Genomic DNA, 12,705 nt, shown 5'->3' on the forward strand with positions numbered 1-12,705 from the left:
TCCCTCGGTCTCGATCAGGTGATGCCCGAAAGATGCGACGGAAGAAAGGGCGGCGTCGGCGCATTTTCGCGGGCCGCGACTCGCGCCACGGCCTCGTCCAGCGTGACCCTCAGAACCGGTACGCCGCCAGGAAACGCCTCCAGCAGGCGTGACGGCGCGGCAGCGCCGAGCAGCACGAAATGGCCGCGATCGGCGGCACTGCGGATCAATCGGCCGAACGCCTGGCGCAGCCGCGCGCGCACGATCCGGTCGTCGAAGACGGATCCCCCGCCGGCGGCCTTGCGCGCCGCGTGCAGGACGGTCGGGCGGGGCCAGGGAATTCCCTCCATCACCACCAGTCGCAACGAATCGCCGGGTACGTCGACCCCGTCGCGCAAGGCATCGGTCCCGAGCAGCGACGCGTGGGGATCGTCGCGGAAGATGTCGACCAGCGTACCTGTGTCGATCGGATCGACATGCTGGGCGTATAGCGGCAGGCCGTCGCGCGCGAGCCGGTCGGCGATGCGGGCGTGGACGGCGCGCAGCCGCGATATCGCGGTAAACAGGCCCAGCGTGCCGCCGCCTGCTGCCGCGATCAGCCGGTGATAGGCCTGGCCGAGCTGGGCGACATCGCCGCGCTTCAGATCGGTGACGACCAGCACCTCGGCATGATTGGCATAGTCGAACGGGCTGGGCACCGCGACATGGCGGGGCGCATGGTCGAGATGGGCGGCGCCGCTTCGGGCATCGGCAATCGCCCAGTCCTCGCCGTCGCGCAGCGTCGCCGACGTGACAAGCACGCCGTGCGCGGGCTTGAGCACCGTTTCCGCCAGCGGACGGGCCGGGTCGAGCCAGTGGCGGTGCAGGCCGATGTCATATTCGCGGCCCTCGCCCCTATCGACCGCCAGCCAATCGACGAAGTCGGGATCGAGCGGGCCACCGAGTCGTGCAAGCATCGAAATCCACGCGGCGACCAACTGGCCGCGCTGGGTAAGGCCGGCGATGGCGCCCTCGATCCGCGCCCGTGCCTGTCCATCCAGCCAGTCGGGCGCGTCGTCCATCACGGCCGCCAGCCGCTGCTTCAGCCGCGCCATCGGCCGCATCAGCGATTCGAGCGCCTCGATCGCCGGCTGTGCCGCTTCGATCAGTTCGGGGCCGGGCTCCCCGACGTCGGTTTCGAGTCCATAGCCGGCGTCCTGCGCGCTCGCTCGCGCATAGACCGTCGCGCGCACCGCCGCGAGCAGGCGCTCGACCGGCCCGAGCGGCAGATTTTCTGCCATCCGGCCCAGCCAGCCATCGGCCGGCAGCTGCGTTGCGGCGGCCGATGCCACCTCGATCGCCAGCGCGCCTTCGTCATCATAGCTCGCCACGTCTGACAACCGCGCTGCGAGGCCGCGCCGCCGGCCGCGCGCCTTGGACTCCGGGCCGATGATCCAGCGGCGCAGCTCGATGGCTTCCTGGCCCGTCAGCGCGGCGGCGAACGTCGAATCGGCGGCGTCGAACAGGTGATGGCCCTCGTCGAAGATGATCCGGCCAAGCGGGTGGCCTTCATCGGTGCGGCGCTGGGCCAGGATCATCACCAGCGCGTGATTGGCGATGACGATCTCGGCCGACTCCGATGCTCGCGCAGCGCGTTCGATGAAGCATTTCCGGTAATGCGGGCAGCCGGCATAGACGCATTCGCCGCGCCGGTCGGTCAGCGCAGTGGACCCCGCACGGCGGAACAGCGTGGTTAGCCAGCCGGGCAGGTCGCCGCCGACCATGTCGCCATCGCGGCTATATTGCGCCCAGCGCGCGACCAGCTGGGCCAGCACGGCCGCCCGGTTCTGGAAGCCGCCCTGCAGCGCATCCTCCAGGTTCAGCAGGCAGAGATAATTTTCGCGGCCCTTGCGGACCACCACCTTCTGCCGCCGTTCCAGCGCGTCGGGGAACAGCCGCTTGGTCTCCTGGTCCAGCTGGCGCTGCAGTGCCTTGGTGTAGGTCGAGATCCACACCCCGCCGCCGGACTGCTGGGCCCAGAGCGAGGCCGGGGCGAGATAGCCGAGCGTCTTGCCGATGCCGGTGCCGGCCTCGGCCAGCACCATGTTCGGGCGGCCATCACCGGTTCGCGGATCGAAGGCCCGGGCGTTGACGGCGGCATAATGGCGCTGCCCCTCGCGGATCTCCGCGCCGTTGCCGACCAGCGCGGCAAGCCGATCGAGCGTTTCCTCCTCGCCCAGCATCACGTTGCGCGGCTGCGGGCGCGGCGCGGCCTCGTCCCATTCGGGCAACCGGGCGAACAGGCCACGCTCGGGCTTCGCCGGCGCGCGCAGTGCCTGGCTTATCGCGGCCGTCCAGGGCCAGCGCAGCCGTCCGAGCGACAGCGCGCTGTTCCAGGCGCCCTTGCGTTCGGCCCAGCCGTCGGGCTCCGCCATCCGCGCGAGCAGGGCACGGGCCGCTTCGAGCAGGAATGCCGGCGCGCGCGCATCGTCAGTCGGAGGCGGCAGGTTCAACGCGCGGGCGAGCCCGGCCGGAGTCGGTACGGCGAAGCGCGCCGGATGCACGAAGGCGAACAGCTCGAGCAGATCGAGGCCGGAAAACTCTGCGATTCCCAGCCGGGTTGCGGTGACCGCGGCGTTGAGCACGATCATCGGCGTCTCGGCCGCGCGCGCCGCCGCCTCGCCCCGCCCGATCCCGCGAACCTCGCCGTCCGGAGAGGCGATCCATATGCCGCCATGGGTGGCGTGGAGCGCGGGATAGGGCAGGGGAGCGGACATTCGCGGCGAATGTAGGGGATCGGGAACGATAGGGGAACAGGTGTCACGCCCCGTTCGTCCGAAAACGCGGATCTCGCGCTGGCCTGCTGCATCCAACGTCGGCCTTCACGCGAAGGCGGCAAGTCCCGGAGCTGGCCTCCCGCTGGCATGATGGTTGTTTTTTGCCGGCCCATCCCGCTACAGACGCGCGATCATGTCAGACAGCATCACTCCCGCCCAGCTGCGCGAAGCCGCGCTCGTATCCAAGGCCTGGCCCTATGAAGAGGCGCGCAAGCTGCTCAAGCGCTACGATAAGGGCGCGCCGGACAAGGGTCATGTGCTGTTCGAGACCGGCTATGGCCCGTCGGGCCTGCCGCATATCGGCACCTTCAACGAGGTGCTGCGCACCACCATGGTGCGCCACGCCTATGAGGAGCTGTCGGACATACCGACCCGGCTGATCGCGTTCAGCGACGATATGGACGGCCTGCGCAAGGTGCCCGACAATGTCCCGAACCAGGCGATGCTGACCGAATATCTCGGCAAACCGCTGACCAAGATCCCCGATCCGTTCGGGAAATATGAGAGTTTCGCGCATCACAACAATGCGATGCTGCGGCAGTTTCTCGACCAGTTCGGGTTCGAATATGACTTTCGCTCCTCGACCGAAGCCTATGAGGGCGGCGCGTTCGACGAGGCGCTGAAGGGCATCCTGCGCCATTATGACGCGATCATGGGCGTGATGTTGCCGACCCTGCGCAAGGAGCGGCAGGCGACCTATTCGCCGGTGCTGCCGATCAGCCCGAGGACCGGCATTGTCCTGCAGGTGCCGGTCGAGGTGGTCGACGCCGAGGCCGGGCTGATCCGCTTCCTGGACGAGGGTGAAACCATCACCCAGTCGATCCTGGGCGGCAAGGCGAAGCTCCAGTGGAAGGTGGACTGGGCGATGCGCTGGGTCGCATTGGGCGTCGACTATGAGATGTCGGGCAAGGACCTGATCGATTCGGTGACCCAGTCGTCGAAGATCGCGCGCGTGCTCGGCGCGCGGCCGCCCGAGGGCTTCAACTATGAAATGTTCCTCGACGAGAAGGGCGAGAAGATCTCGAAGTCGAAGGGCAACGGCCTGAGCCTCGACCAATGGCTGACCTATGGCCCGCAGGAGAGCCTCGCCTTCTACGCCTATCGCGAGCCCAAGAAGGCCAAGCAGCTCCACATGGGGGTGATCCCGCGCGCAGTGGACGAATATTGGCAGTTCCGCGGCAATTATCCCGCCCAGCCGATCGAACAGAAGCTCGGCAATCCGGTCCACCACATCCATCATGGCCAATTACCCGAGGGTGAACTGCCGGTGACCTTCGGGTTGCTGCTCAACCTGGTCGGGGTGATGGGCGATGCGTCGAAGGAGCAGGTCTGGGGCTATCTGGCCAACTATGTCCCCGATGCGGATTCGGCTCGATATCCGGAACTCGACCGGCTGATCGGCCATGCGCTCGCCTATCATCGTGATTTCGTCGCGCCGACGCTGAAGCGCCGCAAGCCTGCGGACAACGAAGCGGCGGCGCTGCGCGCGCTCGATGCGAAGCTCGCCGAGATGCCGGCCGCCGCATCCGCCGAGGATATCCAGAACGAGGTCTATGCGATCGGCAAGGACGAGACCTATGGCTTCGCCTCGTTGCGCGACTGGTTCAAGGCGCTCTACGAAACCTTGCTGGGCGCCGAGCAGGGGCCGCGCATGGGCAGTTTCATAGCGCTGTACGGCATCGCCAACAGCCGCAAGCTGATCGCCGAAGCCCTCGCCTAGATTTTTGGTATAGGTTGAAACCCTTAGCACTTCCTAAGCGTTTCGCATCCGGTCCATCCCCTTTCGGACTGGCATGGCGTGGCAACGCGCATGTCGGTCGCGCCGTTGCGTATCATGCGGCGCGGCCACGGAGGATGGACACAAAACCTCCCGTTCCGTCATGCTGAACTGATTTCAGCATCCACTCTTCCACAGGAGAATGCTCCCAAGTGGAGGAGTAGATCCTGAAACAAGTTCAGGATGACGAAGGAGGATAACAGCCTCCTGCGGAGGCGGCTACCGAGTGGTCTCGATCCAGGCGTCGATCTTCGCCTCGAACACGGTCATGGGCAGCGCGCCGCTGTCGAGCACCTGGGCATGGAAGGCGTGCGGATCGAACTTGGCGCCGAGCGCCTTCTGCGCCAGCGCTTTCTCCTTGAGGATCGTCAGCGCGCCGATCTTGTAGGCGAGCGCCTGGCCGGGGATGGCGATGTAGCGCTCGACCTCGGCGGTCGCGTCGCTCTTACCGATGTTCGAGTGACTGAGCATATAGCCGATCGCCTGGTCGCGCGTCCAACCCTTGGCGTGGATGCCGGTGTCGACCACCAGCCGCATCGCCCGCAACATCTCGTCTGACAGGCCGCCGAACCGCTGATAGGGATCGGTCTCCATGCCGAGCTCCTTCCACAGCGTCTCGGCATAGAGCGCCCAGCCTTCGACGAAGGCGGTGTTGCCGCCGAAGCGCATGAACGCCGGGAGCGCCTCATTCTCCTGCGCGAGGCTCAGCTGGAAGTGATGCCCCGGCACCGCTTCGTGGAGGTAGAGCGTCTCCATGCCCGGCGTGGTGCGCGATTTCAGGTCGTAGGTGTTGTAGTAGAAGGTACCGGGCCGCGACCCATCGGGCGTGCCCTGCTGGTAGCTTCCGCCGGCTTCGGTCTTTTCACGATAGGGCTCGACCGCCTTGATCTCGAGCGGGGTCTTGGGGATCAGCGAGAACTGCTCGCGGACGCGCTGGTCGACCCGCTTGCCGATCCGGAAATATTCGTCGCGCAACCACGCCGCGCTGGCCGGCTGGAATTTGGGATCGTCGCGGAGGTAGATGAAGAATGTGGCAAGGCTGCCCTTGTAGCCGACCTGCGTCTTGATCCTCTCCATCTCGCCGGTGATCCGCGCCACCTCCTTGAGTCCGAGCTGGTGGACGTCCTCGGCCTTGAGCGGCAGCGTCGTATTGGCCTCGATCAGATAGGCATAGAGCTTGTCGCCGCCCTTCATGCCCGAGAGCCCGACGCTGTCGCGCGCCACCGGCAGATATTCGCTCTTCAGGAAATCGCGGAAGCGGATGTAGGCGGGCCTGATGCCGTCGCGTATGACGGCGGTGGTCTCGGCCCGCAATCGTGCCTGGTCGGCAGGCGGGATCGCCTCTGGAAATTTGGCGACCGGCCCATAGAAGGTCGAGCCTTCGACCCCCTGCGCGATCTGCAGGTCGAGCTGGTCGATCATGTTGCTGACCACCAGCTTCGGTTCGACGACGCCCGATTTCATCCCTTCACGGAAGCGCGCTATCCACAGGTCGATCTTGGCGACATAGGCGCGGTGCCGCTTCAGGTTGTTCTCATAGTCCGCCACCGTCTTGAACGGCGCGGCACCTTCGCCCGAAGCGAAGCCCGGATAGGCGGTGTGGAAGCCGGAAAAATGGTCGACCGGCTGGACTGCGGTGACGGCCAGCAGTTCGGGCGACAGCCCTTCGAGGCCGAGCCTGGTCTGCCATTCGAACACGTCATAGGCGATCTGGTTGGTAGCGGTCAGACGCTTGCGGTCGATCCGCTTGAGCGCGGCGAGGTCGGCTTCCCCGGCGAGGCGCTCGGCCTCGAAATAGGCATCGGTGCCGAAGTCGCCGAGGCGATCGGCATAGCGCATGTCACCGCGGTAGATGGCGCTCAGCGGATTGCGCTTCAGCGAGCCCTCGTCGCTGTCGTGGAATAGCTTGAGGAGGGCGGCGTCCTCGGCGGATGCTGCCGGCATCACCGGCTGTGCGGAGGGCGCGGGAGGCGCGGCGAAGGCGGGCGTGGACATCGCAGCGAGGGCGGTCGCGGCGATGAGAATCGATCTGATCGACATGGGGAGAAAGCATCCTGAATCGGGGGTGTTCCTGTACTATTCTCCCAATACAGTTGATGCAAGAAGCCCGGGCGTTTCCACCCGGGCTGCCTGTGCCGCTCTTACCAGAAGAAGCCGTTGTGGACTTCCAGGACTCGACCGGTGCGAACATTTACCAGCACCACGTCATTGCCGTAGCGCACCCAGCGATTATAGCCGCTCGTGCGCGGCAGGCGATAACGCCACGGGTCCGAAATCACGTAGCGGGCGCTATAATAATGCGGCTGGAAGCGATATCCGGCCGCGACCGGGCGATAGACATAGCCGCGGGGGCCTATATAGGCTGGCCGGCGATAGGCTTCGCGATGCGTGCGACGATAGTCGCGCCAGTCCTCGCGCGCTTCGCGGCGGGCATCTCGCAGGTCCTCGCGCGCCTCGCGCACATCGCGTCGATCGCCGTATCGCTGCGCATCGCGCAGATCCTGGCGCTGCTCACGAACCTCGCGCTGGCTTTGGCGGACCTCGCCCATCGATTGGGCCTGAACCATCGACGGGATGGCGACCGCTGCTATCAGGGCCAATATCACCGGTTTACGCATCGGATCTCTCCTTCACTTCCGAAACTGTGCCGCGGTTCGAACATGGCAGTGCCGCGACGGTTCCGGTGTCGCATGGCCGGCCTGAACCCGACGGGAATGCGATTGTTAGCGAAATGAAAGGATGGGGGTGGCCGTGTCGTAATCCCTGGCTTCGTCCAAACCGAAAGGCCCGGCGACATCGCTGCCGCCGGGCCTCCTCGGCCACTCTCCTTGCCGAACCCTCTAGAAGAAGAAGGAGTAGATGATGTCCACGATCTCGCCGGTTCGGATATCGACCAGCGCTACATCGTCGAAATAGCGGACCCAACGATAGTCGCCATAAGCCGGGGGCAGGCGGTAGTAGAAGGGATCGTCAATCCAGTAGCTCGAGCTGTAGACCCAGGGATCGAAGCGATAGCCGGGCGACCAGCGCCGATAGCTGTAGCCATAATGGCCTTGATAGCGCGGCAGCCGGTAGATGTTGCGATTATGGTTGCGGTAATCCTGCCAGCCGTACCGGCGGTCGTTACGCCAATCCCGGTTCCAGCTGCGATCGTTGCGGCCGTTCCAGTCCCGCCGGTCGGTCGTCCAGCGGCGATTGCCGTCGAAGCGTCCGTCCCGGTCCCAGTTGCGGTCGCGATCGACGGTGCGGACACCATCACGATCGCCGCGGCGGCCATCGCGGTTCCAGTCGCGGCGTTCGACACTGCGACGATCGACCTCGTTGCCTCGTACCACCTCATTGTTGCGGGCCATGGCCTCCCGGCGCTGTTCCCATCCGCGCGCGCCATCCGCACGGGCCGCGCGATCACGCGCCACGTTGTCGATCCGCGCCTCCGCCGCGCGTGGCGACAGGGTGGGCCGTTCGACGGCTGGGCGCTCCACGGCACGCGCTTCGGAGCGCTGCTGGAAAACTTCTCGGCGCGACTCGGCCGGTGCCGCCGCGGGCCGATCGCCGCCGCCGCGTTGCCAGCCGCCCTCGCGGCCGCCGCGCTGCCAGCCACCGCCCTGCTCGCCACCGCGATCACGGCCGCGTTCCTGGGCCTGTGCCGCAATCGGCGTCAGCATCGCCGCGCCCAGCAACAAGCCGATCATGGTCCTCGAAAGGTTACGCATCGGAACTACTCTCCACATGGGCGGCCAGATGCCGACCTCTTTCCGTGTTGCTACGCCTTGTCGACTGAGTCCCGGCTGAACCCGATCGTCAGCAAGCAGAAAGAATCGGGAACTCAGCCACCAGCCTTTCCGGCAAGCGCCGGTATGGCACGCGCGGCGTCGGCGGGATCGATGCCGGGTGGCGGCGCCGCCGCTATCGTCTCGCCGCCGGCAAGGACGCGGCCAGCACGCCGCACGGCGCGGCGAATGCGCGGATAGGTGCCGCACCGGCAGAGATTCGTCATCGCCCCGTCGATCTCGGCGTCGGTCGGGCTATGGTTCTTTTCCAGGAGCGCGGCTGCCGCCATGATCATGCCGGACTGGCAATATCCGCATTGCGGCAGGTTTTCCGCCACCCAGGCCTGTTGCACGGCATGGCTGCGATCGAGCGACAGCGCCTCGATGGTCGTGACGAAGCTGCCTTCGATCGAGCCGATCGGCACCTGACAGGAGCGCACCGCCGCCCCGTCGACATGCACGGTGCAGGCACCGCAGAGCCCGGCGCCGCAGCCATATTTGGTGCCGGTCAGGTTCGATGCATCGCGCAACGCCCAGAGCAGCGGGGTCGCAGGGTCCATCTTATAGTGGATCGGCTGGCCGTTGACGGTGAATCTTGTCATGCCCCGTCATAGCGGAAGCTGGCGGCTGCACAGCGCAAAAAAACGCAGCGAGGCTTGAAGAATCAAAGGGCCACTGGTAGGGGCGGCGCTTCACGGCGCGGAAGGACTTTCGCGGCGACACGCTGTTTTGCGTTGAAGCTGGAGACACCGTCGGATCGGCGGCGTGGATGGTTGGCTCCGCAAATGATTGGAGAATTGGGTTTTTTATGCAGATCATCGTTCGCGATAACAATGTCGACCAGGCGCTGCGCGCACTCAAGAAGAAGCTGCAGCGCGAGGGTGTCTATCGCGAGATGAAGCTGCGCCGCCATTATGAAAAGCCGTCGGAAAAGCGTGCGCGCGAACGCGCCGCCGCCATCCGCCGCGCCCGCAAGCTCGAGCGCAAGCGCATGGAGCGCGACGGCGTCCGGTAAGATAGTGGCGTAACCGGCGCCCGGGCCCGCCGGGCGGCGGCAGTTCATAAATGCTAGAGAGAGCGAGCCGCCTATGTCGGAAGTGACCGCCGTTCCCCTTCGTCCGATCACGAAGGGTTCGCTCGTCAAGCTATGGATCGGCGTAGCGGCAGTGATCGCGATCGCCATTTTCGCGGCCTATCAGGGCACGGCCAAGCAGGTCGCGATGGCAACGTCGCCCGACGAATTTCTCGCGAACAACGGCAAGCAGAGCGGCGTCGTGACGCTCCCCTCCGGCCTCCAGTACGAGATTCTCAAGGAAGGCAGCGGTCCCAAGCCCGGTCCGAGCGACGTCGTGCTCGTCGATTATGAGGGCAAGCTCGCCAACGGCGAGGTGTTCGACTCGAGCGCCCGCCATGGTGGCCCGCAGCCGCTGCCGCTTCAGGGCATGATCCCGGGCTGGACCGAGGGACTGCAGCTGATGAACACCGGTTCCAAATATCGTTTCTGGATGCCTCCGGCACTCGGCTTCGGCGAGACGGGTGCGCCGCCGAAGATTCCCGGCAACGCGCTGGTCAGCTTCGACGTGACGTTGAACGCGATCATGCCGCCGCAGGCTCTGGGGATGGGCGGGATGCCGCCGGGCCATGGCGGGATGTAGTCCGCCAGGTTCCAGGACTAGGATAGGAGAGGATGGGGTCGCAGCGATGCGGCCCCATTCTTTTTGGGCTGGTGGATAAAACGGCCCGTCCATCGCCCCGGCTTCTGCGAGGGTGACGGCCCTGGAGTCGAAACTGCTCACCTTGAATCGCCATCCCAGCGAAAGCTGGGATCTCACTTCTTGCTACCCTGCTGAAGATAAGGGAGATTCCAGCGTTCGCTGGAATGACGCTGCGGTTGGATGTGAATGAACTCGAGTCTAGGCTCGGGGATGATGGCGGGGTGGGCGAGCTTGCAGGATTTCGGGGACGGCCGCTCGCCGTCCAGGCTCGCCCGCTACTCCGCACTGCGCTTGGCGCGCTCCTCCAGGAAAACCTTGATCATCGCCACGATCGGATCGGCCATGGCGAGTCCGACGACGCCGAACAAGGTGCCGAACAGCAGCTGTGCGGCAAGGATGAGCGCCGGGGCCAGGTCGACCGAGCGGCGCGCGACCCACGGAACGATGATGTTGCCGTCGATCATCTGGACCGCGACATAGATGATGATCGCCCAGATGCCGGTGTCGACACCGGCGGAAAAGCCGACCAGGATGATCAGCACCCCCGATATGATCGAACCGATATTGGGCAGGAAGGCGAGGATGCCGGTCAGCAGGCCGAGCAGCGCCGCCATCGGCACGCCCGCGATCGACAGCGCGATGCCGGTGCCGAAACCCTCCACTCCCATGCCGATCAGCCGGCCGAACATAAGCCGGCGCAGGGTGTAGCCCATCCGCTCGGAGGTCGCGTAGAAGTCGGCGCGGCGGTGGATCGGTAGCAGCCAGGCGAAGCCTCGCTCGTACAGCCGGGGTTCCGCGGCGATGAACACGCCGAGGACCAGGATCATCGCCATGCTCGAGACCGCGCCGAGCGCGCTGCCGACCCAGGAGGTCAGCCGGTCGAAGGACCCCATCAACTCGCTGGTGATAGCCTGGCCGCCACCTGTCTTGGGCAGCATGCCGCGGGCCTGCGCCCATTCCAGAACGCGAGTAAGCTGCGACTCGACGACCAGTCGCAGCGCTTCGAACTGCCCGGCGATTTGTGAGCCGGCGAAATACATCGTCCAACCGAGGAAGGCGACGACGCCGACGCAGGTGATCAACAGCCGCCACCCGCGCGGAATCGGCAGGACGCGGCCGAGCAGGCGGGTGCCGCCATCGAGCATGGTTGCGAAGACCACGGCCGCAAACACCAGCAGCAGGGGCTGGACGAGCAGTACGACCAGCGCGATCGCACAGGCCAGACCTAGCCAAACCGCGGCCTTGTGCAGCTCGTGGACGGTCGTTGCCGAGCGGCTGTCTGATGGACCGGGCTGCTCGACCTTGCGGCCCGCCATGGGCTTAGCGTTCCTCGCGCTGCGGATGGAGGCTGGTGCCCGCGCGGCCACCGCGCAGCGCCGAGAACCAGCTCAGCGGGTTCCAAAGCTTGGTCGTGCCGTCGAGCGAGAAGGTGATGAACTCGGCGCGGCCGCCGATATTCTCGAACGGCACCGGGCCGTCGAGCCCGTTGCGATAGGCTGGCACGCGGCTGTCGGCCGACTGGTCGCGATTGTCCCCCATCACGAAAATATGGTCTGCCGGGATGGTGATCGCGGGATAATCGTCGATCTCGGGCATATAGCCCAGATCGATCGTATCGTAGCTGCGGCCGTTGGGTAGCGTTTCGCGGAAGCGCGGCAACGCGCAATAGAGCTTGCCGTCGGGCCCGGTCATCCGGAAGCGGGCGACCTCATATTGGTCGCAGGGCACATTGGCATCGACCGCGATCATCGCCGGCGCCTCGGGCATGCGCTTGACCGGCACGCCGTTGAGCACGACCACCCCGCCGCGGACTTCGAGCCGGTCGCCGGGCAGGCCGATCACGCGCTTGATGAAATCGGTGTCTGCCTGGGGCGGCTTGAGAATGACGATGTCACCGCGTTCGGGCAGGCGGCCGAACAGCCGGCCGCGCAGAAAGGGCAGCACATGGAAGCTGGGCGACACATAGGACCAGCCATAGGGATATTTGGTCACCACCAGCCGGTCGCCGGTGATCAGTGTCGGCATCATCGATTCGGACGGGATGTAGAAGGGCTTCGCCACGAAGCTGTGGAAGCCGAGCACCGCCAGGATCAGCCAGAAGATACCGCGCGCCTCGGCGAGCCAGTCCGTACCCTGTTTCTTCGGGGCGGCCGGCGTTTCGACCGGGGCGGTGGACAGCTCGCTCGCATTGTCCATTTTATCACTCGGCTGATCGCTCACGCGACCCTCTCCTCAGAGCGGACGGGCATATAGGATAACGAACGCCTGCGCCCAGGGGTGATCGTCCGTCATGGTCAAATGTACGTCCACCGCGTGGCCCGGCGGCGTCAGCGCGTCAAGCCTTGCCTTGGCCCCTCCGGTCAAAACCAGGGTGGGGGCACCGCTCGGCAGGTTGGCGACACCGATATCCTTCATGAACACGCCAGCCTGGAAGCCGGTACCGACAGCCTTCGAAAAAGCCTCCTTGGCTGCGAATCGCTTGGCATAGGTGCCGCTACGGGTCAGCGGGCGCCGCTCGGCACGCGCATATTCGCGTTCGGTGAACACCCGATCGATGAAGCGCTGGCCGAATCGATCGAGCGACTTCTGGATTCGCTCGATATTACAGAGGTCGGAACCGATCCCGATGATCATATTATCCCTCCCAT

General features: G+C 65.6%; 11 protein-coding genes. 3 read left to right on the forward strand and 8 right to left on the reverse strand.

The window, feature by feature from the left end:
• Window positions 1-14: 14 nt before the first annotated feature.
• Complete coding sequence (locus AC1DPF_RS12845; protein ID WP_477961724.1) at window positions 15-2,735, reverse strand: ATP-dependent DNA helicase; 2,721 nt, start codon at window positions 2,733-2,735, stop codon at window positions 15-17.
• A gap of 193 nt (window positions 2,736-2,928) precedes the next feature.
• On the opposite strand from AC1DPF_RS12845, the gene AC1DPF_RS12850 reads away from it, so the two are divergent.
• Window positions 2,929-4,515, forward strand: coding sequence for a lysine--tRNA ligase (locus AC1DPF_RS12850; protein WP_477961726.1), 1,587 nt, complete (start codon window positions 2,929-2,931; stop codon window positions 4,513-4,515).
• Between the two features lie 276 nt (window positions 4,516-4,791).
• On the opposite strand, the gene AC1DPF_RS12855 is transcribed toward AC1DPF_RS12850, so the two are convergent.
• The 4 genes from AC1DPF_RS12855 to AC1DPF_RS12870 all read right to left on the reverse strand — a co-directional run bounded on the left by AC1DPF_RS12855 (window position 4,792) and on the right by AC1DPF_RS12870 (window position 8,944).
• Complete coding sequence (locus AC1DPF_RS12855) at window positions 4,792-6,612, reverse strand: DUF885 domain-containing protein (RefSeq protein ID WP_477961728.1); 1,821 nt, start codon at window positions 6,610-6,612, stop codon at window positions 4,792-4,794.
• 101 nt (window positions 6,613-6,713) lie between these two features.
• Window positions 6,714-7,190, reverse strand: coding sequence for an RcnB family protein (locus tag AC1DPF_RS12860; RefSeq protein WP_477872907.1), 477 nt, complete (start codon window positions 7,188-7,190; stop codon window positions 6,714-6,716).
• Window positions 7,191-7,412: 222 nt separating this feature from the next.
• A complete protein-coding gene (locus AC1DPF_RS12865) occupies window positions 7,413-8,285 on the reverse strand; it encodes an RcnB family protein (RefSeq protein ID WP_477872909.1) in 873 nt (290 codons plus the stop codon).
• A 113-nt stretch (window positions 8,286-8,398) separates the two neighbouring features.
• On the reverse strand, window positions 8,399-8,944 hold the full coding sequence (locus AC1DPF_RS12870) for a (2Fe-2S)-binding protein (RefSeq protein ID WP_477961730.1): 546 nt from the start codon (window positions 8,942-8,944) through the stop codon (window positions 8,399-8,401).
• 206 nt (window positions 8,945-9,150) lie between these two features.
• Here AC1DPF_RS12870 and rpsU point away from each other — a divergent pair, with 206 nt between their 5' ends.
• Together rpsU and AC1DPF_RS12880 are read left to right on the forward strand one after the other, a co-directional pair.
• The gene (gene rpsU / locus AC1DPF_RS12875; protein ID WP_029548939.1) at window positions 9,151-9,357 is read left to right on the forward strand and encodes a 30S ribosomal protein S21; all 207 of its coding nucleotides are present in this window, start codon (window positions 9,151-9,153) and stop codon (window positions 9,355-9,357) included.
• Window positions 9,358-9,430: 73 nt separating this feature from the next.
• The gene (locus AC1DPF_RS12880; RefSeq protein WP_477872913.1) at window positions 9,431-9,997 is read left to right on the forward strand and encodes an FKBP-type peptidyl-prolyl cis-trans isomerase; all 567 of its coding nucleotides are present in this window, start codon (window positions 9,431-9,433) and stop codon (window positions 9,995-9,997) included.
• A 335-nt stretch (window positions 9,998-10,332) separates the two neighbouring features.
• On the opposite strand, the gene AC1DPF_RS12885 is transcribed toward AC1DPF_RS12880, so the two are convergent.
• Genes AC1DPF_RS12885 through acpS form a run of 3 tightly spaced genes read right to left on the reverse strand, consistent with a single transcriptional unit; the run spans window position 10,333 to window position 12,691 of the window.
• Window positions 10,333-11,373, reverse strand: coding sequence for an AI-2E family transporter (locus AC1DPF_RS12885; RefSeq protein ID WP_477873190.1), 1,041 nt, complete (start codon window positions 11,371-11,373; stop codon window positions 10,333-10,335).
• A 4-nt stretch (window positions 11,374-11,377) separates the two neighbouring features.
• A complete protein-coding gene (gene lepB, locus AC1DPF_RS12890) occupies window positions 11,378-12,253 on the reverse strand; it encodes a signal peptidase I (RefSeq protein WP_477961776.1) in 876 nt (291 codons plus the stop codon).
• A gap of 36 nt (window positions 12,254-12,289) precedes the next feature.
• Window positions 12,290-12,691: a holo-ACP synthase gene (gene acpS / locus AC1DPF_RS12895; RefSeq protein ID WP_477961731.1), complete on the reverse strand. Its 402-nt coding sequence runs from the start codon at window positions 12,689-12,691 to the stop codon at window positions 12,290-12,292.
• Window positions 12,692-12,705: the final 14 nt, after the last annotated feature.

It is taken from the genome of Rhizorhabdus sp. P4_G6 (assembly GCF_056401045.1).